General features: G+C 60.7%; 27 protein-coding genes, 1 tRNA gene and 1 pseudogene. 11 read left to right on the top strand and 18 right to left on the bottom strand.

Annotated elements, in window-relative coordinates; translation table 11 throughout:
- Window positions 1–105: 105 nt before the first annotated feature.
- Complete coding sequence (locus tag ACIG36_RS13160; RefSeq protein WP_399926164.1) at window positions 106–975, top strand: DeoR/GlpR family DNA-binding transcription regulator; 870 nt, start codon at window positions 106–108, stop codon at window positions 973–975.
- Window positions 976–1,016: 41 nt separating this feature from the next.
- Window positions 1,017–1,511, top strand: a complete 495-nt coding sequence (locus ACIG36_RS13165) for an SRPBCC family protein (RefSeq protein WP_399926166.1) — start codon at window positions 1,017–1,019, stop codon at window positions 1,509–1,511.
- A 90-nt stretch (window positions 1,512–1,601) separates the two neighbouring features.
- On the opposite strand, the pseudogene ACIG36_RS13170 reads toward ACIG36_RS13165, so the two are convergent.
- A pseudogene (locus ACIG36_RS13170) lies at window positions 1,602–2,171 on the bottom strand (pyridoxal-phosphate dependent enzyme); the annotation flags it as partial.
- Between the two features lie 87 nt (window positions 2,172–2,258).
- Between ACIG36_RS13170 and ACIG36_RS13175 the strand changes: the two are divergent.
- Window positions 2,259–3,896 carry a recombinase family protein gene (locus ACIG36_RS13175; protein ID WP_399926169.1) on the top strand — a complete coding sequence of 546 codons (1,638 nt, stop codon included), beginning with the start codon at window positions 2,259–2,261 and terminating at the stop codon, window positions 3,894–3,896.
- Window positions 3,897–4,345: 449 nt separating this feature from the next.
- Here the strand turns inward: ACIG36_RS13175 and ACIG36_RS13180 are convergent, their stop codons facing one another.
- From ACIG36_RS13180 to ACIG36_RS13255, 16 genes are all read right to left on the bottom strand, one after another.
- Window positions 4,346–4,537, bottom strand: coding sequence for a hypothetical protein (locus ACIG36_RS13180; RefSeq protein WP_399926171.1), 192 nt, complete (start codon window positions 4,535–4,537; stop codon window positions 4,346–4,348).
- Window positions 4,530–4,688 (bottom strand): hypothetical protein, encoded by a 159-nt coding sequence (locus tag ACIG36_RS13185; RefSeq protein ID WP_399926173.1) that lies wholly within the window; start codon window positions 4,686–4,688, stop codon window positions 4,530–4,532. The genes ACIG36_RS13180 and ACIG36_RS13185 overlap by 8 nt, the downstream gene beginning before the upstream one ends.
- Entirely contained in the window at window positions 4,688–4,939 is a 252-nt protein-coding gene (locus ACIG36_RS13190) for a hypothetical protein (protein ID WP_399926175.1), read from the bottom strand. Before ACIG36_RS13190 ends, ACIG36_RS13185 begins: the two co-directional genes overlap by 1 nt.
- 7 nt (window positions 4,940–4,946) lie before the next feature.
- Window positions 4,947–6,743, bottom strand: a complete 1,797-nt coding sequence (locus ACIG36_RS13195; protein ID WP_399926176.1) for a DNA polymerase — start codon at window positions 6,741–6,743, stop codon at window positions 4,947–4,949.
- 71 nt (window positions 6,744–6,814) lie between these two features.
- Window positions 6,815–7,162 (bottom strand): hypothetical protein, encoded by a 348-nt coding sequence (locus tag ACIG36_RS13200; protein WP_399926178.1) that lies wholly within the window; start codon window positions 7,160–7,162, stop codon window positions 6,815–6,817.
- 165 nt (window positions 7,163–7,327) lie between these two features.
- On the bottom strand, window positions 7,328–7,876 hold the full coding sequence (locus ACIG36_RS13205; protein ID WP_399926180.1) for a hypothetical protein: 549 nt from the start codon (window positions 7,874–7,876) through the stop codon (window positions 7,328–7,330).
- The gene (locus ACIG36_RS13210) at window positions 7,873–8,679 is read right to left on the bottom strand and encodes a metallophosphoesterase (protein ID WP_399926182.1); all 807 of its coding nucleotides are present in this window, start codon (window positions 8,677–8,679) and stop codon (window positions 7,873–7,875) included. Before ACIG36_RS13210 ends, ACIG36_RS13205 begins: the two co-directional genes overlap by 4 nt.
- Window positions 8,676–9,065, bottom strand: a complete 390-nt coding sequence (locus ACIG36_RS13215; protein ID WP_399926184.1) for a hypothetical protein — start codon at window positions 9,063–9,065, stop codon at window positions 8,676–8,678. Before ACIG36_RS13215 ends, ACIG36_RS13210 begins: the two co-directional genes overlap by 4 nt.
- A complete protein-coding gene (locus ACIG36_RS13220) occupies window positions 9,058–9,474 on the bottom strand; it encodes a DUF3310 domain-containing protein (protein ID WP_399926186.1) in 417 nt (138 codons plus the stop codon). Before ACIG36_RS13220 ends, ACIG36_RS13215 begins: the two co-directional genes overlap by 8 nt.
- Window positions 9,471–10,100: a topoisomerase gene (locus tag ACIG36_RS13225; RefSeq protein WP_399926460.1), complete on the bottom strand. Its 630-nt coding sequence runs from the start codon at window positions 10,098–10,100 to the stop codon at window positions 9,471–9,473. Before ACIG36_RS13225 ends, ACIG36_RS13220 begins: the two co-directional genes overlap by 4 nt.
- Window positions 9,994–10,389, bottom strand: coding sequence for a CHC2 zinc finger domain-containing protein (locus ACIG36_RS13230; RefSeq protein ID WP_399926188.1), 396 nt, complete (start codon window positions 10,387–10,389; stop codon window positions 9,994–9,996). Before ACIG36_RS13230 ends, ACIG36_RS13225 begins: the two co-directional genes overlap by 107 nt.
- A 111-nt stretch (window positions 10,390–10,500) precedes the next feature.
- Window positions 10,501–10,809 (bottom strand): hypothetical protein, encoded by a 309-nt coding sequence (locus ACIG36_RS13235; protein ID WP_399926190.1) that lies wholly within the window; start codon window positions 10,807–10,809, stop codon window positions 10,501–10,503.
- Window positions 10,802–11,239 (bottom strand): endonuclease VII domain-containing protein, encoded by a 438-nt coding sequence (locus ACIG36_RS13240; RefSeq protein ID WP_399926192.1) that lies wholly within the window; start codon window positions 11,237–11,239, stop codon window positions 10,802–10,804. The genes ACIG36_RS13235 and ACIG36_RS13240 overlap by 8 nt, the downstream gene beginning before the upstream one ends.
- The gene (locus ACIG36_RS13245) at window positions 11,239–11,568 is read right to left on the bottom strand and encodes a hypothetical protein (RefSeq protein WP_399926194.1); all 330 of its coding nucleotides are present in this window, start codon (window positions 11,566–11,568) and stop codon (window positions 11,239–11,241) included. The genes ACIG36_RS13240 and ACIG36_RS13245 overlap by 1 nt, the downstream gene beginning before the upstream one ends.
- Before the next feature lie 43 nt (window positions 11,569–11,611).
- Window positions 11,612–12,469 (bottom strand): AAA family ATPase, encoded by an 858-nt coding sequence (locus tag ACIG36_RS13250; RefSeq protein ID WP_399926196.1) that lies wholly within the window; start codon window positions 12,467–12,469, stop codon window positions 11,612–11,614.
- A gap of 84 nt (window positions 12,470–12,553) precedes the next feature.
- Complete coding sequence (locus ACIG36_RS13255) at window positions 12,554–13,354, bottom strand: RecB family exonuclease (RefSeq protein ID WP_399926198.1); 801 nt, start codon at window positions 13,352–13,354, stop codon at window positions 12,554–12,556.
- Between the two features lie 616 nt (window positions 13,355–13,970).
- Here ACIG36_RS13255 and ACIG36_RS13260 point away from each other — a divergent pair.
- Both ACIG36_RS13260 and ACIG36_RS13265 read left to right on the top strand, forming a co-directional pair.
- Entirely contained in the window at window positions 13,971–14,822 is an 852-nt protein-coding gene (locus tag ACIG36_RS13260) for a helix-turn-helix domain-containing protein (RefSeq protein WP_399926200.1), read from the top strand.
- A 93-nt stretch (window positions 14,823–14,915) separates the two neighbouring features.
- Window positions 14,916–15,914, top strand: a complete 999-nt coding sequence (locus ACIG36_RS13265; protein ID WP_399926462.1) for a PhlD — start codon at window positions 14,916–14,918, stop codon at window positions 15,912–15,914.
- A 53-nt stretch (window positions 15,915–15,967) separates the two neighbouring features.
- Here the strand turns inward: ACIG36_RS13265 and ACIG36_RS13270 are convergent, their stop codons facing one another.
- Window positions 15,968–16,450: a hypothetical protein gene (locus tag ACIG36_RS13270; RefSeq protein ID WP_399926202.1), complete on the bottom strand. Its 483-nt coding sequence runs from the start codon at window positions 16,448–16,450 to the stop codon at window positions 15,968–15,970.
- 449 nt (window positions 16,451–16,899) lie between these two features.
- On the opposite strand from ACIG36_RS13270, the gene ACIG36_RS13275 reads away from it, so the two are divergent.
- The 6 genes from ACIG36_RS13275 to ACIG36_RS13300 all read left to right on the top strand — a co-directional run bounded on the left by ACIG36_RS13275 (window position 16,900) and on the right by ACIG36_RS13300 (window position 23,660).
- Window positions 16,900–17,232 carry an HNH endonuclease gene (locus ACIG36_RS13275; RefSeq protein ID WP_399926204.1) on the top strand — a complete coding sequence of 111 codons (333 nt, stop codon included), beginning with the start codon at window positions 16,900–16,902 and terminating at the stop codon, window positions 17,230–17,232.
- 165 nt (window positions 17,233–17,397) lie between these two features.
- Window positions 17,398–17,470 (top strand) — tRNA-Pro (locus ACIG36_RS13280).
- 1,226 nt (window positions 17,471–18,696) lie between these two features.
- Entirely contained in the window at window positions 18,697–20,310 is a 1,614-nt protein-coding gene (locus tag ACIG36_RS13285) for a hypothetical protein (RefSeq protein ID WP_399926206.1), read from the top strand.
- Between the two features lie 258 nt (window positions 20,311–20,568).
- Window positions 20,569–21,945: a phage portal protein gene (locus tag ACIG36_RS13290; protein ID WP_399926208.1), complete on the top strand. Its 1,377-nt coding sequence runs from the start codon at window positions 20,569–20,571 to the stop codon at window positions 21,943–21,945.
- Window positions 21,946–22,012: 67 nt separating this feature from the next.
- Window positions 22,013–22,588, top strand: a complete 576-nt coding sequence (locus ACIG36_RS13295) for a hypothetical protein (protein WP_399926210.1) — start codon at window positions 22,013–22,015, stop codon at window positions 22,586–22,588.
- A 13-nt stretch (window positions 22,589–22,601) separates the two neighbouring features.
- A complete protein-coding gene (locus ACIG36_RS13300; protein WP_399926212.1) occupies window positions 22,602–23,660 on the top strand; it encodes a hypothetical protein in 1,059 nt (352 codons plus the stop codon).
- Window positions 23,661–23,823: the final 163 nt, after the last annotated feature.

Here is a 23,823-nt window from a genome sequence, read left to right on the forward strand (position 1 = left end):
GGAGGTGGTCACCTGACCCCGATGAACGAATACGACCGTTGTCGTACGCGCGTGGGAGGATGTGCGCGCACGGCGAGCAGCGGTCGACCGGAAAGGACGGTTCGGGTGGGCGACAACCAGAATCTCCTGGCGGAGCAGCGTCGCGCCCTGATCCTCGACGAGGTCAGGCGGCGCGGCGGGGTGCGGGTCAACGAGCTGACGCGGCGGCTGAACGTCTCGGACATGACCGTCCGCCGCGACCTGGACGCGCTGGCCCGGCAGGGCGTGGTGGAGAAGGTGCACGGCGGCGCGGTCCCGGTCGCCGAGGCGACCACGCACGAGCCCGGTTTCGAGGCCAAGTCGACGCTGGAGCTCGGCGCCAAGGAGGACATCGCGCGGGCGGCGGCCCGGATGGCCGCGCGGGGCGGCTCGATAGCGCTGGCGGGCGGGACGACGGCGTTCGTGCTGGCTCAGCACCTGGTGGACATCCCGGATCTGACGATCGTCACGAACTCGGTACGGGTCGCCGATGTGTTCCACAACGCCCGGCGCCCACCGGGCGGCTCGGGGCCCGCGGCCCGGCCGGGCGCGCCGACCGTGGTGCTGACGGGCGGGATACGCACCCCGTCGGACACGCTGGTGGGCCCGGTCGCGGACGCGGCGATCCGCTCGCTGCACTTCGACGTGCTCTTCATCGGGGTGCACGGCATATCCGCGGAAGCGGGCCTGTCGACGCCCAATCTGGCGGAGGCCGAGACCAACCGGCACTTCGTGCGCTCCGCCCGGCGCGTGGTGGCACTGGCGGACCACACCAAGTGGGGGACGGTCGGGCTGAGCTCGTTCGCCACCCTCGAGGAGGTCGACGCGCTGGTGACGGACGCGGGGATGCCGGCCGGAGCGCGCGCGGAGATCGCCGAGCGGCTGCCGGAGCTGGTGGTGGCCGGGGGATCCGGGGTGTCCGGGGCGGCCGCAGACATCCAGGGGCCCGCCGGATAACGTGGACGGGCCCGGTCCGGGCCGACTGCGGAGGTTGTCCGATGACGCGAGGGTCACGCTCACGCGCTCTGCGCCCGGTGGGGCTCGGGTTCGCCGACACCGCGCCCGTCCTGCTGGTGTTCTCGGCCAGGATGGCCGCGCCCCCGGCGGACGTCCACCGCGCGCTGGCCGAGGAGGTCGAGGCGTGGCCCCGCTGGTTCCGGGCGGTGACGCTCGCCCGGCAGGTGGAGCGCGCCGGGCGCCGGGGACGGGAGATCAGGCTGGTGGGGCTGGCCCGCTTCACCGAGACGGTCGTGGCGGTGGAGCCCGCCGCGCGCTACGCCTACCGCGTCGACGTCACGAACATGCCGGGCCCGCGGGCGCTGCTGGAGGACTGGCGGCTGGCACCGGCCGGGGGCGGCACACTGCTCGAGTGGCGGATCGCGGTGGACGTCCCGGCGGTGTGGAAGCCGGTGTTCCGGCTGGTCCGGCCGGTGCTCGGCCACGCCTTCCGGGACTCGGTGCGCGCGCTGGACCGGCGCCTGGCGGCCGTCTGACGCCGGTTCTCCTGACGCCGGTCTCCTGACGCCGGTCTCCTGACGCCGGTCTCCTGACGCCGGTCTCCTGACGCCGGTTTCCGGACGGCGTCAGCCGGGCCAGCGGCCGGTCGCCAGGAAGCCGTCGATGGCCATGACGTAGGGCTGGATGTCCAGGCCCTGTTCGGCGAGCCAGGCGTCGGAGTAGTACTTGTCGAGATAGCGCTCGCCGGGGTCGCACAGCAGGGTGACGACGCTGCCCGCGCGCCCCTCGCCGACCATCTCCGCGACGATCCTCAGCGAGCTCCACAGGCCGGTGCCGGTGGATCCGCCCGCCTTGCGCCCGATGGCCCGCTCCAGGGCGCGTACGGCCGCGACGCTCGCCGCGTCGGGCACCTTCATCATCCGGTCGATCGCGCCCGGCAGGAAGCTCGGTTCCATGCGCGGGCGGCCGATGCCCTCGATGCGCGATCCCCGGTCGCTGGTCGCGGCGGGATTGTGGTCACGCCAGCCCTCGAAGAAGCAGGAGTTCTCGGGGTCGGCGACGCACACGCGCGTGTCGTACTGCATGTAGCGCGTGTAGCGGGCGATGGTCGCCGAGGTGCCGCCGGTGCCCGCGGTCGCCACGATCCAGGCGGGCTCGGGATAGCGCTCGAGCCTCAGCTGGCTGTAGACGGACTCCTCCATCTACGCCGGTGTAACCCAGTCATAGGCGGTTGCAGCGCTGTAGACGGACTGGGCGATCTACAGGCGTGTAACCTCCGGTGAATGGCCTCGAAGACCCAAGAGCGAATACTTGCTGCGCTGAACCCTGAGTGGACGGACGCCGAGCTGACAGAGCTTCGGCTTCACGAGGTTCGGCAAGCATCGCTTCCGGACAACGCACCCCGAGCGATCATCTCGGTACGTCTTTCTCTCCTCACGGAAGACAGCACCTCCCCCGCCCGTCAGGAACTAGACCAGCGCGGCGAGTGCGACAAGCGTGGGTGGCGCGTAGTCGAAGTAGTCAAGGATCTCAACGTCAGTGCGTCCAAGCTCGCCCCTTGGAAGCGAAAGGCACTGACCCCCTGGCTGACTGACCGACTTCCGGAATACGACATCTTGATGTTCTGGAAGCTGGATCGCCTTATCCGGCGTCGCCAGGATCTCACCTATATGATCAAGTGGGCAGAAGACCACGACAAGAAGTTGGTATCCTTCTCCGAGCCCAAACTTATGGACATGGCAGGTACAGGAGATCCCATCCTTGACCTGATCAATGAAGCCATCCGAGAGTTCATGGCACTCATGGCCAACATCGAGGCCGCCAATACTTCCAAGCGCGTGGGTGCCGCCTACCGGCATCATCAGGTGAACTCGGACAGGAACCAGGGTCAGCCGGTATTCGGCTATGACTCGGTTAGAGGTGAAGACGGCATTCCCCGCCGGGTACTCAATGAGCGTGAGACTGCAGCTGTGAGGTGGGCAGCCAGAAGGCGAATAGAAGGCGTCGGGCCCACCAGACTAGTCAAAACACTCCGCCGAGCAGGTTTCACAGGAAAGAGCGGAGGCACCCTTACCGAGACGTCTCTTCGCTTCATCCTCAGGAATCCTGCTCTTACCGGCCACCGAACCAGAGTCAAGCCGGGCACGAGGCATGACATGGAATACGTTCTCAACGCAGACGGCGAGAAGATCAAGATAGCCGAAGCGGTACTCGAAGAAGACCTGTTCAAGAAGCTTCAAGAGGTTATGGACAGCCAGTCCAAGCCGAAGCAGAAGTTTGAGTACCGAAGCACCCTCTTCCGCGACTCCCTTATCTGCCCCGACTGCAATAGATCCATTGTCGCTGCAAGGTTCCGGAAACTTGCAGCCGACGGGAACCCTAAACCCACACTCGTCAGGTGCACGGGATGTAAGGGCAAGCCCATGCCGCACGCGGAGGAAATCTATTCCGAGGTTGTCAGGCAAATTCTCGAAAAGATTGGCGGTTACGAAGTAGAAGAGCGCATCTACTACAAGGCCGACAAGATTCGAGAAGAAGCAAAGCTTCTCCACGAACAGGTCAGCTACTACGTATCCGGTCTGGAGCCTGGTGGGCTTCTCACGAGAACTGAACCTATCAAGCTCATGTCGGAGGAGAGGCTAAAGACTCTCATGATGAAGCTTGAGAACCTTCCGCCGGAAGCACTTAAGGACCGATGGGAAGTCAGGGGTACTGGTCGCAGCTACGCAGAAGAGTACAAGAAGCGCGGCGTAGAGGGGCTTGAAGAAGCCCTAGAGCGAGGCGGTGTAAAGATACACCTTCACAGGGAGTACGGGGCAGACAGGAGCGAGAAGATTATCAGAATGAAGGTGCTCATCCCGAAGGACATCCGTAGCCGCCTGGTTATCAAACCTAACCCGTTCGAGGGATTCCCCTCCTGAACATAAAAGGCCCCCTGGCCGGAGCCAGGGGGCTTTGTTCATACCTAGTCAAGGAGGTCAGGATCGTACGGATACTCATTATCCTCGTCGTCCACAATCACAACTTCAACACTCAGATTCACTACGAACCACGCCTCCGGCGGAATTCAGTTCCTGGTCTACAACGACACGCAAAGTTACGACGCTTAGACTGGCCGCACAGGGCCCGCCTCTAGCAGGGTGGACCCTTTCTCGCTATCAAAGCCGGAAAAACCCCTCTACTGACTTTTGGGGCGGGATGTCAGCCGGTACCCCCAATCCATGAACGGGCACCCCTTTTTAGGGCGGGATTCAATCTCAAGCTCCCCAATCCGACCGGAGTTCCCTAAGGCGCCTAGTGCCGTTATCGCTTCCCCAATGACAGCACTAGGTTCAACCAGCCCTTTCATTTCCCATTTCGAGAGGTAGGCTCAGGCATACAGCCCCCGTTTCCGCCACTCGGCAGCAGTAGCGGAGTACAGGTCATCGCTCGCCTGAATCATTTCCGGGCTGTAGGCCAGATCAGAGGCCAAGTGGCCGTGCCGGTCCTTGTCGATCCACTCTTCAGTCATGTCGGAGAGGACTCGTACCTCGTTGTCAGAGAATGATGAGAGGTCAGCCATGGGTGACTTCCAGATCTGAGAGCAGTTGGCTGGTGGCGACCACGTCCTCGTAGTCTCCGTAATCCTTGATGAGTTCCAACCCCCTCCGGATTAGGGCTAGCTCAGCATGCGTCATTTCGATCTTCACTATGCCAACGAGAACTTTCGCCATCAGCTTGTCCCCTCGGGCGTGTCAGCGTCTGCGGGCTGGGTGCCGTCTTCGCCCAGCATTGCTACCCAGCTGTCGGTAGCCATCTCCTGGGCCAGGGAGGCCGGGACGCCTGCCAGCACTGCCTCTGTGTAGACGGCGCCTGAGAGCCGGGCCGCGAGCACTGCCAGGGCTCCTAGGGTCTGGTAGCGGTCTGCGTGGATCTGCCACTCGAGGCCCTTGATCAGGTCCTGGAATGCGCTGTCGTCGTCCATGTGTCTCCTAATGCTTGCTTGCTTCGAGCTCGAGGACGCTCCCCCAGGAGCGTTGGCCGATCTCGGCGTCGGCCGGGATGAGGAGTCCGTTTACGGTGAATTCCATGAGCCTGGCGGCTTCGTGGGCCATGCCTGCGGCCTGCTTCTCAGGGAACGAGAAGACGATTTCATCGTGAATCGGGAGCCGCATGTACGGTGTGAAACCGGCTTCGTCTAGTTCCAGCAGGGCACGGGCTGTGATGTCCCTGGAACCGCTCTGGACGTAGTAGTTCAGGGCTGCATACCAGCGGCCCTTGTCCACGGGCAGGCGGCGGCCAGTGGCCGTGTAGACGTAGCCGGTCTTCCTGGCTTCGTCTGCAAGACGTTTCGAGAACGCCCCGACTCCCGGGTAAGTCTCGTTGAAGGCCTTCAGAGTCTTGCGGGCTGTTTCCTCGTCCACACCGGCTTGGACCCTAAGCGCCTTCCAGCCGCCACCGTAAACGGTAAGGAAGTTCGCCATTTTTCCGATCTTCCGGGCTACTCCGGCAGCGCCTGCCGTGATCTGGTGTAGGTCAAGCCCCTTCTGAAAGGCATTCAGCATCGTGTGGTCTCTGCTGGTCGCAGCCGAGTACCGCAATTCCATGTTGGCGTAGTCGATTGTTGCGCTTACGTGGCCTTCCTCGGCTAGCCACATGTGCCGGACGTAGCCCGATCCGGAGGGGTAGGTTTGTGCTGGTACTGCGCCGGATATGCTCATCCGGGCGGTGCGGGCGCCGACTGTATTAATCGATGCGTGGACGCGGTTGTCAGCGTCTCTGCTGTTGAGGGCGGATTCAAACCAGGTCTTACGCCATTTCCCGGCCTTTCGAGACTTGATGACCGCTTCGGCTAGGGGGTGCTGGAGGGATACCAGTACGGCGTCGTCCATGGCTAGCTCGCCCTTGGGTGTTCTCTTGGTGAGCTTGATTCCCATAGATAGGAAGGCTTCGGCTAGTTGCTTATTGGAGTTCGGATTCTCTACGCCGAACGATTGAGCTACAGCCTCCCAGTGCTCTTGGTCGGCTATCAGTTCGGCGCATCGCTTCTCGGCGTATGCGACGTCGAGGAGGTACCCGGTTCGTTCCAACTTGGCGGTTACGTGGGCTAGTCGGTGTTCCCAGCCGATGAGTCCGTGGATTTTAGAGCGGGCTGGTATGAGGCGGTAGAGGATCTGGAAAAGCCTGAAGGCGAGTATGGGGTCCATTCCCGCGTAGCGGTTGAAGTCCTTATCCTGCAGGCTGACGAGTGCCCAGATCTTGTCTTTGGTCGTCTTGTACCTTTGGGCTAGCTCTCGTATGGAGCCTTTGACTTCTTCGGCCGTCTTCTCGCAGATGTAGAACTTGGTTAGTTCTTCCAGCTTGAGGCCTGGTCCTTGCTCTTTGACGGCTCTCGGGTCCACGAGGTGGGCCAGGATCTTGGTATCCCACATTTTGGGCGCAAGGTCCTCCATGGGAATGCCCAAGCATTGCTCAACGACGTGGAGATCGTAGGTGCCGTTGTGCGCTATCAGGCCTTCGAGGCGCTGCAGGGCTGTGCGCACAGCCTGAGCAAATACCAGACCTTTCTCAACGGGGATGACGAACGCTTCGTCGCCGGTGCCGAACTGGGCCAGTCGGAGGTAGAAGCCACGGCCAGCGTTCCACCAGTCAAGGCCTGTCGTCTCGGTGTCGAATCCGACAATGCGCTGGCGTGAGATCCATTCGGAGAACTCCGAGAGGTCGCGTTCGTCTTCAACTACTCGGATGGATATCGGCTGGCCCTTTATCCGATATGGGATGTGCCGCATCAGCCCCCTAAAGAAAAAAGGGGCCGGGTTACCCCGGCCCCATCACGGTGCCTCTGTCTAGCGGTAAGGCGTCAGGCCCAAGAGCCATCCTTCTGCAGGAACAGCGCCTTGCACTGGTCCGCCTTCTGCGGGGCGCTGCAGAACATGGCTTCCCAGGGCCCACGGGCGGACTCGCCCTTGCGGTGTGTCCGGCCGTGGGGGCAGTCGTCGCCCGGTATGGATCCGGCGGCGGGCGCCTTGGGCTGGACTCGACCATCCCGGAACTCCTTTGGAGCCGCAGAACCTCCAGACGGCGGGCTGTAGGCGGCCTGGGCCCGCATGGCGACGTGCGTCAGGGCCTCCGGTCCCCCGTTCTCGACGAACGCCCTGAGGAGGGCCACGGTGCCCTTAGCGACCTCATCCGGGGTGTTGCCGTGCACACGTGGAGTCCACCACGGAGCATCAAACCCTGCACCAAACTTGATGGTTACTCCGGCTTCAAAAGGTGCGCTAGGGCGCTCGTCTTCTACCACAGGCTTGTTCTCCTTGGGCTTCTCAGGCTCGCCCCACGGGGAGGCTCCATCGAACGGGCTAGGGGTGTGCACTCATCGCCTCCGGAGGTCGCGGTTCATCTGTCGGGCCAGTGCATCGATAGCCCGGTTGCTGGCCTTGCGTTCTGTGTCGTTTGCCGGGGGAAGACCGAATACATAGCGCCGCATGAGCAATTCACGGGTCTGCTTGGGAAGGCGGTTGATGGCCAGAGAGGCGTCAAGGCGGGCGGACATGAGATTGTCTGTGATCCGGCCGATCAGCAGGTCGTCTTCCTTGCCCACCATCTGCCCTATCTCGTCATCGCTGTAGATGAACGTTGAGAGAGCTTGTCTGGCTTCGCCGGGTGTGTAGTAGTACTGATCGTCTGTCACATCGCGTGCGTCTCGTTCAGCAGAGGCGTACTGGGTGCCGACCTTCCGACAGAACTTGTATAGGAAGCCTTCGTTCTCCCAGTGCTCTTCGAGGACGGGGCGGCACTCGTATGCTCGGGTCAAGATCTCCTGCTTGACGTCGTCCTTCTCGACAACGCTCCATGCGGCGGATATGGATCGAGCGGCCTTGTCCGCAAGGTCAGCCATTCGGACCCAGTCGACAGCTGTCATGCTGCCTCCTTGCGTGCGAAGCGCCCGCCTGCACCTCGAAGAATCTTGCCGTAGCGCTCTCCCTCGACGACGAACGAGCCGTCTCGGCGAACGTCAACGGCGTAGGGGGAAACCTCGTGGTCGCCGACGTAGAGGATTCCGAATCCTGCCTGCCAGTTGGCCACGGCCCCAGCTCCGAGGTACTGCGCCTTTCGCGGGTCCATGAGGTGCCCGACTTCGAAGCCCCACCGGAGGCCGCCGAGGTGGCTCGGGCCTTGCCGCCGCACTCCAAGGCGGTGAGTGTGCCCCATCACGACGTTGCGCACGGCCTTAGCTGCGTGGTTGAACGCAGTGGTTCCGGCGATGTTCGACATGCCCTTGATCTCGTGACCGTGGATCAGGGCTGTGTCGGGGCCGACTGGGTGGAAGGAGGGGGTCAGGTCGATGCCGAAGCCGTCGAAGTCGAGAAGTTTGGAGAAGTGGAAGTCGTCGGCGTACTCGGCCAGGGCGGGGGCCTTGTTGGAAAGGTATGTACGGGGCCTCAGGTCGTGGTTTCCTTCGAGGATTCCGAAGAGGCCTTCGTAGACTCGCCGGATCGGCTCCAATACCTTCCGTTTGGTGGTTTCTGAATCACTCCGGACCTGTTGCCGGTACTCCAGCCGTGTCCCCTCATTCCAGCGGGACGGGGTCTCGTAGTCGTTCAGATCACCAATCTGGTAGAGCTCGTCAGGCTGGTAATCACCAATGAAGTTGATGAGGTTACTGAGGGCTTTGGGTTCGTGGTAGGGGACTTGGAGGTCAGAGATTATAACTATTCGCTTCAAATGGTCTTCCCTGTTGCATCCGTATAGGCTTCGCCCCAAGGGCGGCCGTTGTCCTGTGCGCACTGTATATTCTCCAGGGCATTAATAGTGCGCGCGGAGAGGGCAACTGGCAGGCTGTCAAGCAGGCGCATTGCGGCCCAACCTTCGTATTGGGCGAGGTATTCGAGCGGCACACCCAATCGGTGCAAGACCACTCCGACAACACATCCGGGGGACTCGGGAGTCCCGTCCCAACTGGTGTGAACGTAATAGCAGTCGTGTCTATCTTGATGCTGCGGGGGTGAGTACACATAGTGAGGGCTCTCGGCAACCACTTCACGAAGAGTCGTCAGTACCTGGTCGTCGTTCAGTTCCAAGACAGCTGGATCAAATGCTATTTCAGGCATGCTTGGCTCCTCGCTCTATTCGCTCGATCTCGCGATTGACGTACCACCGTGCCTTGCGCAGGTCCTCTAGCTCAGCAGAAGGGTCCTTCTTGCCTGCCCTGGCGATGTACTTGACTGCGTTGCCCCTGTTGAAGTTCAGGTGTTCCGTCAGGTCAATGACCTCGACGCCGTTTGGAAGCCATGTGTAGTGGCTCGGTTGGCTCACGCTGTCGCCGACTGTCAGTGAGGCGTCCGGCTCTAGCTCGTCTTCACCGAATCCCATGCCCTTAGAAGTTCCGTCGATGTTGAGCAGCACTCCGTACGGGTAGGGGGCGGTCGTATAGGAGTTGACTGCGTAGACATAGCCGGTGCAACCGGCATAGCGGTAGCTTGCGGCGACTCGCACTTTGTCGCCAAACTTGTATTTCACAGCCCGATCCTTTCCCGCAGAGCGTTGATGCCGTATTGGAGGTAGGTCGCGTTACTATCCAGGTCTCCGGGCATCTGGATAACTGAGGCGTTAGCCAGCTCTGTTGCTAGCTGGTCCATGAATGTGAGGCCTGCAGCGTCCTCGGCGATAAGGAAAACCCTCTTGTAGCCGTAGAGAGCGGGTGACCAGTAGTCCCGCCACGTTCCGGTACCCGGGGCTCCAATGCTCGGTACGCCTGCCAGGGTCCACGTCATTGCGTCAAACTCGCCTTCGACGAGGACCAGATACGGGCTGGTCTCGATTAGTGAGGCCGTGTTGAACAGCCGTGGCAGGTCGCCCGGCAGCGTCAGGTATTTCCCATGACCCTCGTGACGTTCCTTCTCACCCTTGAAGAAGAGGTAGCTTCCGTCTGCGTCCTTAACGCACCTGTCAGCGATGCAGCGGAATCGAACGGTGGCTACTGAGTTCTTTCCGCCCGCAGGCCGGAGATATGGGATGGCAAGATGGCCCGCATACCGTTCATGACCAGGTATCGCCGAACCTACATAGCCCAGGCCGAATCGCGCTGCTACTTCCTCGAGCCCTCGCGCGGCCACGTAGTCCTCTGCGGGGCTCCCCGCGTACATCCCATGGTAGGCCTTGGCTATCTCCACCGAATTCGCGATGTGCAAATTCTTGGGCTTCACGGAAGCCACAGCTCCTTTCACGCATGATGACTGCATAGCTGTCTTCGCTGAGGTTGCAGACGAAGCAATTCCAGCGGTTTTTGTCGAGGTTGACGGACGCTGACGGTGTGGAGTCAGCATGAAGGGGACAACAGACTCTCTGTCGTCCCCTGGATGCTTCGATATTCAGGCCGTAGTAGTGGGCTAGGACTCTACTTATCGGCGGTTTTTCCGGGCTGTTGGTCGTCACCGATGCGTCTCACTGTCACCGGAAAGTCATACTTGCGGTATGCACCCACCCATGTTCGGTGGTTGCCTCTCCAGCTCCGAATGTACGACGCTCCATGGCGGGTTTCCTCGCTCACCAGATCGGCATTTCGTCTCGGGAGTGGTGCCGGAACGGGCCGATTTCAGAATCGGGTTTGTCCGTGAAGTAGAGGCCGAGCGCATACGCCTTCAGGTACCTGTAGGGGTGTTCGCCTTCGTGAGTGAATCCCTTGACGCCTGCCTGGCTCAGCGCATTGAGTATGGCTTCGAAGTGGCGGCGGTGGCTGTGGAGACGGTCTCCGCCGATCTTTGCGCCGACGGCCATGAGGACTTCCGCTTCCTCCTTGGATAGCACAAGGAGTACTTTCTCGTCGGTGACGGTCTTCATTACGGCTTCAGCCATGGTCGTTTCCCTTGTCGAATGTGTAGCGAGGTCCGAGGGCTTTCCATGCGGGATAGTCCTCTAGGTAATCCGCTGCTCTTCTTAGGACGTCCGGGCGGTCTCTAGCCCCTCGGGCCAAAAGTTGTCCGTTACATCGGGAGCACAGGAGGCCTCGTATGGCCTCTGTCCTGTGGCAGTGATCGACGGCTAGATTGGTTCTTCTGGTCTCCTGGCAGATGGCACAGCGCCCGCCTTGGAATGTAAGTATGCGCTGGTAGTCGTCGGCGGATAGCCCGTAGGTCGCTTGAATCCTTGCGTTACGGGCTGCCGCCTTCTTGGAGGACTTTCGGCAGCTGGAGCAGGTGTGTCCTCTCGCAGAGGTGAAGAAGCGCTCTGCGCGGTTCTTTCCGCATTTTCTGCACTTCCGGTACCCCTTGCGGGGCTCTGTCATCAGGCTGCCGCTCTGATGGCGGACTCCAAGCGGAATTGCTCTTTGAGTTCCGTGTTCTCGTCGACCATCAGCCAGAGGTTACAGAGCGGGAGGATTCGGGAGGGTCCGTTCTCCTGGATCACGACGGCCGTGGTCAAGCCGCCGCTGGCGGCTCCGATCAGCACTCGGGACAGCTGGAACAGGTTGAGGTTTCGCGGATTGTCGATGTGGATAATCAGGGCCACGCCTTCTTCATCCGCCTGAGTGATGTCCAGTTCCGGAAAGCGATCGGCGAGCCGGAATCCGAATTCCCGGTCGGCACGAAAGCCACCCCTGAGACCCTTGATCAACGTTCTCCCCTTTCCCTCATTTACCATCACAGCTACACCCAGATCACGCAGCGAATGTGCTTGGCAGTCCTTCGCCGATCTCCTCAAGTCGCAGATTTGAGCGGTTCAGCCGAAAGCTGGCGAACGTTTGACCAGAGGCATCCTCGAAGCCCTCACGATTCTTGACGGGGCTCACGTTAAGAATGCGACCATTTAGGCCGTCGTCCTCCTTGTGGATCGTCAAGATGAGAGAAGGAACACGGTGAATCTGACCCTTTACCCCACTGAGCGGAATGGGCTCCAGTCCGTCTGAATGCGGCCCCGTCACGTGGTGCAGGCCTAGGACATGAGCCCCCGTTGCCCTTGCCATTTCCGAGAGATATCCGCATAGTTCTTCAAGCCCAAATGTGTAGCTTTCGGCGTCGCCTACCGTTCCCGTATCGATGTCGGACACGTTGTCCACGACGATCAAGTGAGCGACCATTCCGTACACTTCCAGATAGCACAGGAGGGTCCTCTCCAGCTCCTGTGTTGTCGGGCTTGCAGAGTAGTTAAAACGCAGCCACCACCGCTTGCCTATTTCCGTCAAGTACTTGTCAAACTCGCCGTCCAGGAGCGCGGTCTTAACGCTCTTGACGTCTTCCCCCGTGATCATCGTTGTAGCACGGACAGTTTGGGTTGCGGCACTGGAGTCGGCCGAGAAGTACAAGACCGGCATGTTTCCCCAGGTGGCCAGATTGGCGGCGAACAGGCTTTTCCCGGTTCCTGGTCCTGCTACAACGAGGGAGAATTCTGCCCGCCGAAACTCGACCTCCAGTCGTGAGAGCGAAGGGTATGGGTTGGGTATCGGCTCTCCCGCTTCCCCTCGAATATCAACTGACTGAGCCAACGAAAACATGGAATCACCTTCCCCCGAGATCATGCATAGCACGGCAGTGCTCGGATTTGGCTACAAAAATAGGCCCATCGAGGGCCCGGGGTGTCGCTCAGCTTCTACGGCTACGGCCTATCGCCTTTGAGTCCGACCACCAAACGAGCACTGGTGTGAGACGTCGCAGAATCGGCAGTGAAATCCTGGCTTTGCCGGGAAGTCTCCACGCTTGACAGCTCCGTCCATACGGGCATAGGTCTCCCCAACGGAATCCTCTGAGGTCTCTGACAAGTCAAGCGGACGGGAAAGTCCGCCTGTCTTTGCCATATACCAGTCCCCGGTGTTGATATCCAGCGTCAGCGCTTTGCGCGCAAGTATGGCGTACGTTTCGAGCTGGAACCGTGATCGAGTACTTCCCGTCTTGAGGTCCCTAATCCTCGCCGATCCGTCAGGTTCGGCCACCAGTTGGTCTATGTAGCCCTGGACTGTGACCCCAGAGATTTCAGCTGTCAAGTGCAATTCGATGCCAGGAGTCCCAGCAGGGTCTTTCCAGAGCTCAGGCCGGTGTTCCTTCGCCCAGTGCACATAGGCCTCTGTCTGTGCCTGCCCGAGAGTAAACCGGGCCTCAATGTCCGACGTCCCGTCAGGGCCAGCCGTCATCCACCGGTCGGTGTCCGGCTCCTGATCCAGGCCAGCATTCACCGCATCGGCATAGTGCTCGCTGTAGACCTCTACGGCGTCCTGTGCGGTCATCTGCCGGTCGCTGAGCTCGTATGCCTCGCAGGCGGCATGAAAGGCAGTTCCCTGGTGGCTCCAGGCGGCCGGACGTGGCGTCACGTGCTCTACCCGGCGCAGGTAGTACTGCCACGGACACCGCATGTATTGCTCTGCCTGGCTCACCGACCGGGTCATCGTGGCCACTGTGGTGTTCGTCAACGTATCCCCCTGGTTCGTTGTCTCGGCTCTCGAGGTCTCTCCGGGCGCCGTCCCCTTGCCTCTCACAGGTCGCACCGGCCCCTGAGTCGGCATGCAGGGTGTGGCACCCACAGAGCGTCACGGCCAACTGCCCGCGTGTCTGGCGTGTTTGCCATGCCCTGACCGCCCTTCTGCTTCCCGCTCGTGACTTCTCCCCTCAGGCCTGGTCCACGCCGTCTCGCCGAGACTCTCGAGCTCAGGCCGTTGATCGTGCATGCTGCTGCCTCACACCTCGCTGCGGAGGTGATCGTCAGAACACAGATCATCGAACATGCCTTCGGGTCCGCAAGAGGCTGGTTCTCACCGTAGAGGAAAACAGGACGAGAGGTAGGTTTTACTTTGAGTGACGTAACTTGGCGGCGAGCGAGGTCGATGCGCAGCCGAACGGCGCCCGATGCCCCATATCGCCCCGTTCATCCGGGATTAGAGACGCAACGATTCCCCCCAGGGGTTACGCGGTTACCAAGGGTTGCTTACGGTCCGTCATTACATACCGAACTTGCGGTTTCCCTTGCAAAATCATGCGTCCTTAAGGCCTTCCCAAAATCCCTTCCATCTGCTAAAGGCACCACCGCACATGAACCGCTCTGCCCTTGGGGCCCTCCTGCGCGAGGCCCGCTCATTGATCAGCCCTGAGGATGCTGGGCTGAGCCGCACAACCCGGCGCGCTCGCCGCTCTGATGGGCTCTCACAGACCGACATGGACCAGCTCTTGTACCGCTCCCAGGGGACGTACCAGCGCCTGGAGTCTGGCCGTACTCCTAATCCGTCAGCAGCGCTATTGGAAGACGTAGCACGTATTTTGAGGCTCAATCAGCGATCGTGGGAATTGTTGTGGCAGTTTGCCGCAGACGCCCATCCGCCTTACCCAATCCTGCAGAGCTCCGGGCGCGAGATACCGCCCGCATGGCGCGACGTCATGCAGGACATCAATTGCATGGCCTACGTCAATGACCAGTCATGGAATGTCATCACCCACAACGAGGCGTGGGCGGCAATGTTTCCTCGGCGTGAGCCGCCCACAAACACGATGCGGTGGATGCTGCTCGACAAGGAGGCGCGGACCCATGTACTCACACGGTGGGAGACGCATTGGGCTCCTGTTGTCATAGCTCAGCTCAAGGCTGCCCTCGGCGCTCAGGACGATCCGGTGCTGGCGGAGATTGAGCGGGATGTACTGGCAGATCCGGAGGTCCGGCCCCTCTACGAGCGCATACCGGCTCATGGCACCTCGATCGACGGCAACCAGCGGCCACTACGGCACTCGGTGCACGGCGACATGTGGGTGACGATCCTGTCGGCCGAGCCCTCGCACGCGCGCGGCGCCCAGCTGGTGATGCTCGTGCGGTCCTCGGCTCCTACCCTCGGCCAGCCAGCCATGCTGAGAGCCCGAGCACAGGTCAAGCCAAACCCGGCGAACATGACGTAACTTGATCTTGTCTTTACCTTCAGCCACCCCCGGGGGAACGCCGTGCCGTCCTGCTACGTCACCCGTCCAACCATCGTCCTGGCCGACCATGAGGTGACCACCGACGAGATATGCGCCGACATTGAGGCCCACCACTCAACTCACCCGAAGCTAAAAGCACTTATCCGATCTATCCGAGCGTCAACAGTCAAGAAGCGGTACTTTTCTCGCCCGCTTGACTCCGCGTACGTCTCGGGTAGCGCTCCTCTCAGCGAGCGGAACCCGGCCGCCTTCTCAGACGCGTTTGAAATGGCCAAGAAGGCTGTGGAACGCACGCTGAAGGCAAACAGTCTCACGCCTGCCGATATTGACGCTATCGTCACGTCTCACAGCACTTCGTGGACGGTCCCCAGTCTGGATGTGCGCCTGGCTCAGGAACTCGGCTTCCCGCCGGAGATAAGCAGGATCCCTATGACGTCCCTCGCCTGCGCGGGTGGAGCTCAGGCGCTAATTCGGGCTCGCGACTTCGTAACCGCCCACCCTGGCAAGCGAGTTCTTATCGTTGTCAGCGAAACACTGAGCACGACGTACAACCACGAAGAGACCACCACGCCATCGATGATTTTCAAGGGGCTGTTCGGCGACAGCGCCGGGGCATGCATCGTTACCGACACCCCGCTGGGCTCCGGCATCCAGATCGATGACACCTGGGAGTATGTGGTCTCCGAAAGCCACGATTGGTATCGGAGCCGGGTAGAAACATCCGGAGTTCATTTCCCGTCCACCAGGGAGGCTCTAAACTCCATTCGTGCTGTAAAGGGTCCATTGCTGGATTGGCTGGGCGACTGGCGGCCTGACGTACCTGTCATTCATACGGGAGGCCCCCGCATCATCAGCGACCTAGTAGAAGCCCTGGGGCTCGAGGAGAAGGCAGCTCGCCATTCCTGCTCCAGCCTCGAGGAAAACGGAAACCTCGGTGGGGTTGCGGTACTCGATGTGCTGTCACGGACCTATGAAGAACCGCCGGACCATGGAGAGGGCGTCCTGATGGTGGGCTTCGGCCCAGGGTTCGTCATCTCGTCCTGCAAGGGCTCCTGGTACCACTCCAGCTGACAAGCGCAGACGAAAGGCCCGTCAGGCATCACCTGACGGGCCTTTTCTTGTGGCTATTCCTCCTCCAGCGGAGGAGTGTCATTGGGCCAGCGCTCAAAGAGAGCGGTGACAGCGGGGTCCTTCTCTACGCCTTCCGGCCAACGAATCACTAGGCTTCCATCGGAAGGAAGGCGCTTTCGATAGAGGAAGCCTTGTTCATCCAGATCTAGGACTTCTCCGGATTTGACGTGCCCAAGGAAAGCCCTAAGATGCTTCCTCTCCTGTCCCGAAAGCGCCTCTCCGAGTTTCATTTTGATGAACGTCCGTATCCCAAGGTACGGCGAAAGCTTCGAAATTCGGTGCCGATCCGACCTCTCCGAGAGGTCCCATGGAATAGCGGACGTTACTGTCGACTTGGGCCCCTTGGTAAAAACTTTCGCGCGGTTGAGTCGTTCGGACACGGCCTGCTGTGAGACGCCGAAGCGCTTGGCGATCTGAGGTTGTGTCCACCCCTCACCTCTCAGCTTCAGAAGCGTTTCGGTGTCAGGGAGGGGCACGGAGCATCCTTCGAACTGTTGGCCGGGGTCGGCGGTGCACTGATGCAGAGGGTAGCCCCGGCCCGTCGCCAGCTCAACGTCAGATACCTCAGACACCGCCAGCGATGTGACCTGCGTCTCACTTCTACTCTCCGCCGTCCCCTCCGCCTACCCAGGACACCTACATAGAGAGTGAGAGAAGAAGTAAGAATTACTCTTCTAAACCAGAAACTCTAGACTAACTCCTTCAGGGAGTTCTTAGGGAACTCTAGACAGAGAAAGAAAATACTTCTCTTCTTCTAACATTCTCTCTAAGTTTCTAAGGCTCTCTCTGTTGGGTCTCCCTGTCGACTGCCTTGTCCGGGTTGAGAACCGGAGAGATAGTGGCCCCGGCGCCAGATCAGAATCCGCCGGGGCCACGAGGACTTACCGAAAACTAATGGCTGCTGACGCTAGGGGGTGGCGCTGACATGCCTCGTGCGGCATCCATCTGCTACATCCAGGGATGTACCAGGAAGACGGTTCGCTCCGGCCGCTGCGAGGAGCATGCCCCTGCTATTGAGCGCCCCTGGTCCCGCCAGAGCGTCAGGAACCGGGCCAGAGATCGAGTGTGGGAACGCCGTGTCCGGCCTCAGTCTCTGGCTCGCGATGGCTTCGCTTGCGTCGTCTGTGGCGCCAGGCAGCAGCTGCAGGTGGATCACATTGTCCCGATCTCCCGGGGCGGTACGTGGGACCTGGAGAACGCCCAAACCCTCTGTCGTACCTGCCATTTGGAAAAGACTGTCAGGGACAGGAAAAGCTGAGATAGACGAGGCGGTCCGTGCGTGGCTGGCCAGCACGCGCCTGAACTGAAGCGGCGAAGGCCGCAGCGCACTGAGGTAGATCGCAGATGGGGCTACGCCGGTGGGGAACCGGAGCCCGGAGCCGATGACGTGCGCGCTATCCGACGGCGGACCCCGGATAGCTTTCTGGTCGTAGCTCAGTGGTTAGAGCGCTCGCTTTGGGAGCGAGGGGCCGCAGGTTCGAATCCTGTCGACCAGACGAGAAGAAGGCTTCTCCCCAACCCACAATGAAGGGGAGAAGCCTTCATACCCCGATCGACTATCAATCAGTCGGAATACCTCCGCTTGCGCGGAGAGGGTGTTACACGAGTGGACCGAAGCCGGTACAACGCTGGCTCACCTCCGCTCTCGCGGAGAATCCTGCAAGGCCAAGTGCACGCCCGCAAGAAGTCCGACTCACCTCCGCCTGCGCGGAGCGCACTTCTGGCCGGTCCGTGAACGAAACGTGCTAAGCGGGCCACCTCCGCTTGCGCGGAGCTTTTTTACTGCTGTACCCGATTCCGATACACACACGGGCCACCTCCGCTTGCGCGGAGCGGTTTCAGCCGGTCCATGGCCGGAGCGTGCTGAGTGGTGCACCTCCGCTAGCGCGGAGGATGGTGCAATCCCCACATGCGTGGGGAGTAAGACTCTCCGTATTGCTAATGAGAGCCGTCCCCGCTTATGCGGGGAAGTGGTGTTGCTGTGCTCGTAACGAGAGCCATCCCCGCGCACGCGGGGATTATCACCGCCCAACTAGGCGGTGCGCGTGCGACGTTACCAGAACCGCCCCGCGTCCTGCAGGGCTTCTCACTCTCCGGGAGGTCTCGTGTCGTATGACGGCCAGGACCAGGCCGAGGAGCCCCGCCAGCGGCGGGCTGGATCCCCGACTAGGGCTGCCGGGGACCGCAGTTGGCGCCGGGAGGCGCGCTCAGAGCTGGAGGGCCTGAGGGGCCTGTACGAAGGCCTGCCGGAGGTGCGGATATGACTCGAGGCCCTGCCCCCAAGGCGAACGCCATCCGGCGCAACGTGCACGGGCACGCGCAGAGCCTGTCTCCGGACCGGCTGACGGGCCGGGAGCTGCCCAGGGCGCTCGGGGTTCAGACGGGGGGTGCTAAACGCTTCTGGAAGGTGTGGAGCACGGCTCCTCAGACAGCGCGCTGGGCTGAGACGGATTGGGCGGAGCTCGAGCTCACGACCAAGCTGGTTGACGCCTTTTTCCTCGGAGATCCGAAGGTTGCAGGCGAGATTCGTCAGCGGACTGCCAAGTGGGGGGCGACGGTTGAGGACCGTGCGAGGCTCCGCATGACGATCCAAGCGCCAGACGAGGGGGCCGCCCCTGATGAGGGGGGTCTTCCGGCCAATGGCAGCGATCCGCTGACAACAGAGGCAGAGGACTTTCTTAAGGCGTTCGGAGGCCAGTCCCCTGGCTAGAAGGGGGATGGATTGCAGTCGGGCAACATACCTTCTGAAGCTCCCAAGAGAACGCTCGCTTGGGAGCTTCTTTCATGGGCTCAGAAGTACATCGTTCAGCCAGACGGCGAACGTGCTGGAGAGCCCTGGCGGTTCACCGGGGAACAGATTCGCTTCTTGGCCCACTGGTTCTCAGTGGACGACTCGGGGAGGTGGGTCTACTCCTCTGGGTCGCTTCGGCGCTCCAAGGGGTGGGGCAAGAGCCCTCTACTCGCCGCCCTTTGCATCATCGAGTTCATCGGCCCTTGCCGCTTCTCTCATTGGGCGGTCGAGGGCGAGCGATGTTACTCGTGTGAGGTTGCTGGTAAGGGAACTCGTCACACAGGAACTCAGCGACATCCTGTCGGTAAGCGAGTTCCGCTTCCCTTGGTCAACTTGGCGGCAACTTCGATCGATCAAACGAAGAATGTGTATGACGCGATCCGAGGAATGCTTGCCGAGTCTCCCGCCGAGCGCGAGTTTGATCTGGACATCGGTAAGACGATGGTTCAGTTCAAGTCGGGCAAGCCAGGAAAGATCGAGCCTGTCACGGCCTCATCGCGTGGCTTGGAAGGGGCCAGGCAGTCGTTTGTATGCCTGGACGAAAGCCATCACCTTGTTCCAAATAACCAGGGCGTTCACGTCTACGAAGTGCTTGATCGGAACGTTCGCAAAACCTCGGGCGCTGGTTCACGGCTCCTGGAGTCGACGAATGCTTTCAATCCGCTTGAAGAGTCGGTGGCTCAGAGGACTTATGAGGCCTTCACCGCTGGCACGCGCGGGCTGCTCTATGACTGCGTAGAGGCCTCGGACTCTGATCTCGACCTCAAGGACGCCGTACGTGTCCGACAGGCCGTCATAGAGGCCTATGCGGATTCATATTGGGTGGATGTTGACGGCATTGTCGAAGCGATCCAGGACCCGCGTACGACAGCGCCTGTGGCTCACCGGTTCTACCTGAACCAGATCGCCGAGTCCTCGGACGGCTGGATGAGCAAGGCCGAGTGGGACGCATGCTTTGACGACGAGGACCCGATCCAGCCGGGCGACCAGATAGCAATTGGCTTTGATGGGAGCATCCGTGGGGACAGCACAGGCTTGGTAGGTGTCCGTTTGCGAGACGCCAAGCTGTTTGTCCTCGGCCTATGGGAGCGTCCTGAGAGGGCCCCGGTCGACTGGGAAGTCGACGTCTTAGCCGTTGATGCCGCTGTTCGCGAGGCGTTCAAGACGTACCGGGTTGCCTGGAGTTATTTCGACCCTCCTTACTTTCAAGAGGCCATCGGCCGCTGGTCCATTGAGCACGGTGACGACACCGTTTACGAGTTCTGGACAAACAAGCCGACCCGAATGGTTCAGGCTGTTGAGCGCTTCCGAACGGCGGCTACGGTCGGCGACCTTAAGCATGACGGTGACACTCGATTGACCCGACATGTTCTCAACGCTGTCACGAGGGAAGTTCCTCAGGGTCTTCTGATCACTAAGGACAGTCCGCGATCCAAACGAAAGATTGACCTCAGCGTGGCTGCCGTGCTGGCTATGGAAGCTCGAGCGGACGCCATCGCGGATGGCCGTATGCAGATCCGGAGGTCTCGAGTTGTGGGGTGGTAGTCCCAGGCTCTGAGTGTAAAAGGTCCCATCTCGGTAGCTAATCGGGATGGGACCTTGCCTCATCTTCGCAGAGTTCCCGCGTCCGGGATGGCTCGGAAGCCCTCCAGAAAACATGCTTCCCTACGCTGCTCACGTCCGAGAGAGCCCCGGCAAGCGACGCCACACGTAGGGGAGGCGGCGGGCAGTCTAGCACAGGAATTAGGTGACTATTTGGATGGCATAGATGTTGGATCGCCTCCCAACTCCCCCAATGGATGGGTGGATTATCTCCACTCTAAGCTGCTGCGTCGACGGGCTTACCTGAGATTCTGCTCGGACTACTACGACGGCCAGCATCAGAAGATGGTGTTCGCCCAGGCCAAGTATCATTCCGAGTTCGGCCGCCTCTTTGACGGGTGGTCAGATAACTTTTGCGGTCTGATCGTGGACAGCGTCAACGAGCGCATGTTCATTGATGGTTTCCAGATGACGGACGAGCCCGGCGGAGACAAGGACGCTCGGGAGATTTGGCAGCGGAACCACCTGGATGCCGAGTCCAACGCGGCTCACTTGGATGCCATGGTTCATGGCGTCTCGTACGCGGTTGTGTGGGCCGATAAGGACGGCCAGCCGACCATCACGATCGAGTCGGCGCTGCACGTCGTGGTGCAGTACAAGCCTGGTTCACGTCGGGATATTGAGGCTGCCGCAAAGTTTTTTACCGACGATTGGGGTCGAGAGTGGGTCACTCTCTGGCTGGCTGACGAGGTCTACCAGTTTCAGAAAGCGTTTACTACATGGGCTGATTGGAAGGTCGAAGCAAACCCTCTTGGTGTTGTTCCTGTGGTGCCGATCCGGAACAGGTCTCGCCTTACCGGCCCGCCAGCGTCTGACCTCGCTGTGGTCATTCCTCTTCAGGACGCCATCAACAAGACGGTTGCGGATTCCCTCGTTGCATCTGAGTTCGCGGCTTGGCCGCAGCGGTACGTGACCGGCCTGGAGATCCAGGAAGACGATCAGGGACGTCCTACTGAGCCTTACAAGGTGGCCGTCGATAAGCTTCTGCAGGCGGAATCACCAGATGTGAAGTTCGGCCAGTTCGAGGCCGCTGATTTGAAGAACTACGTGAATCTCGTCAACATGCTGGTTCAGCACATGGCTTCGATCTCGCGTATACCCTTCCACTACTTCCTGTTGAACGGCGGCACCGCACCATCCGGAGAAAGCATCACCAGTGCCGAGGCCGGACTAATCGCAAAGACGCGAGAGCGCATGCTTCACTTCGGCGAGGCGTGGGAACGGATCCTGCGTCTCTCATTCAAGGTACTTGGGGACAATCGGGCTGAGGCCTACGGGGCCGAGGTGATTTGGCGAGACCCCGAGAACCGCACCGAGGCTCAGCACATGGACGCTCTCTTGAAGCTCCAGTTGATCGGTGTTCCCAGGGATCAGCTTCTCTCTGATGCGGGATACACGCCTCAGCAGATTGAGCGATTCCGGCCTATGCGGGAGCAAGATGCCAGGGACGAAATGAAGTTGGCGAAGACATATCCTGTCCCGCAACTGGAGCAGGCTAACGGCCAGCAGGCCGTCGAGAAGGCGGCCCGCAAGGCTCCTCAAGGCAACTCGGGCAACGCTGCCCGCAAGTCCGCGTAGTCCTCAGTAACCAAGGACGGCTCCCGAAACGGGAGCCTTTTTGATGCCACCGAAATGGAAGGCTCCCATGAACGACACTACGCAGAAGCAGAACGATCAGCAGGCTAGTAGTTCTGCGTCCGCATCCAATCCGACTGTTGAACAGCTTCAGGCAGACGTGGAGCGGTGGAAGGCCCTTTCTCGCCAAAATGAGAAGCACTTCAACGACGCCCGGACTGAGCTTTCCAAGCTCAAGGAAGCATCGATGACAGACGCCGAGAAGGCGCTTGAGGCGGCGAGGGCTGAGGCCCGGAGCGCTGTTCTGTCTGAGGTCGGTTCGCGTCTTGTAGAGGCTGAGCTTCGTGTTCAGGCTGCGACAGCTGGCGTGACCCTCCCGGGTGCCGAGTACCTGAACCTCAACCGTTTTGTCGGCGCTGACGGCTCGCCGGACACGGAGGCGGTTACTGCGTTTGTTCAGTCTCTTCCGCAGGCGTCCAAGGCGCCTGTTTTTGCCCAGGACATCGGTCTTGGCCGTCAGGGTGAGCCCGGCGGATACGAGGCCGGGCAGATCGGCCATGAGGCGCTCTCCCGTATGTCCCCCCGGGAGATCAATGAGGCGCGCAAGGCGGGCCGTCTCGATGCCCTCATGAAGGGGGACCTCTAGCAGCGAGGTATGCATGACCTTTACTACTCAGCCGGGCAATAACACAGGCGCTGGCCAGCTTCAGACCACTGGCGGCCAGTTCATCCCGGAAATCTGGACCAGTCAGCTCCTTGAGGATCTCGATGATGAGCTGGTTCTAGGCTCCCCGGAGATCGTCAATCGCCAGTACGAGGGTGAGTTCCGGCGAGAAGGAGACGTGGTTCGGATCCCGCACTTCGTAGATGTGGTGCAGGACAAGGGTCTCGTGAAGGCGTACGGCGAGATCGGCACGGCTGACCATGCTCAGCTCGAGTACATCAAGATGACTGTGGCTAAGGGCTCGTCTTTCCATCTGGAGCTGGACAAGCTTCACCAGCTGCAGACCAAGGCTGGCATTGACCTCATGTCCAACCTGGTCAATCAGCGTGCCCGAACCCTTGCCAATACCGTTGACAGTCTGATTGCCAAGACCCTTCTCGCCGCTGTGTCCGGCAAGGACCTCAACGGCAGCGAAGACCGGAACGCTGCCATCTCCGGCCTGCCTGCTCTGCATGGCTCCATCACTAAGATCGCAGACAACGATTTTAGTGCGGCTCAGGATATCTCTGTGTATGACTTCGTTGTGTCCATGCTCGAGAAGCTAGACATTAAGGGTGCCCCGCAGAATCGTTACCTCTTCATCGCTCCTAAGCTCCGCTCGGCGCTTCTGCGTGACCCGAAGTTCATCGACGCCAGCCACTTTGGTGGCGGTGCAGTCATGCCTACGGGCGTGATCGGCACCATCCTTGGTGTCCCTGTCCGTGTGGCAAACACACTCGGCTCTCACGCCCGGCCGACTGAAAAGCTGGTAAAGAACCGTCACCAGGACTTCTCTTCCGTCGACATGTTCATGGGTTCCACTGCCGCTGTTTCCGTCGTCATTCCTTTTGCGGAGATGGAGGCGTACAAGCCGGAGAAGAAGTTCACTTCGGCCGTTAAGTCGCGCGTCATCTATGACGCGAAGGTCATCCGGCCTGAGCAGCTGATTGTGGCCCAGGGTGTTGAGCAGATGATTGCGACGCACAACACTGCCAACAATCCGGCTGGCTCGTAATGGCATTGGCCACCGTGGACGATGTGGCTGCGCGTCTGGGGCGTCCGGTCTCGGCAGATGAGGCGCCCCGCGTTGCCGCTTTCCTCGAGGACGTCACGGGGCTGATTGAGGATTACTGCGGCCGGGAGCTGGTTCGGCGAGAGAACCGTACGTTCCTTGTCCA

The sequence above is a fragment of the Streptomyces sp. NPDC053048 genome, from assembly GCF_044547045.1.
GTDB lineage: Bacteria > Actinomycetota > Actinomycetes > Streptomycetales > Streptomycetaceae > Streptomyces.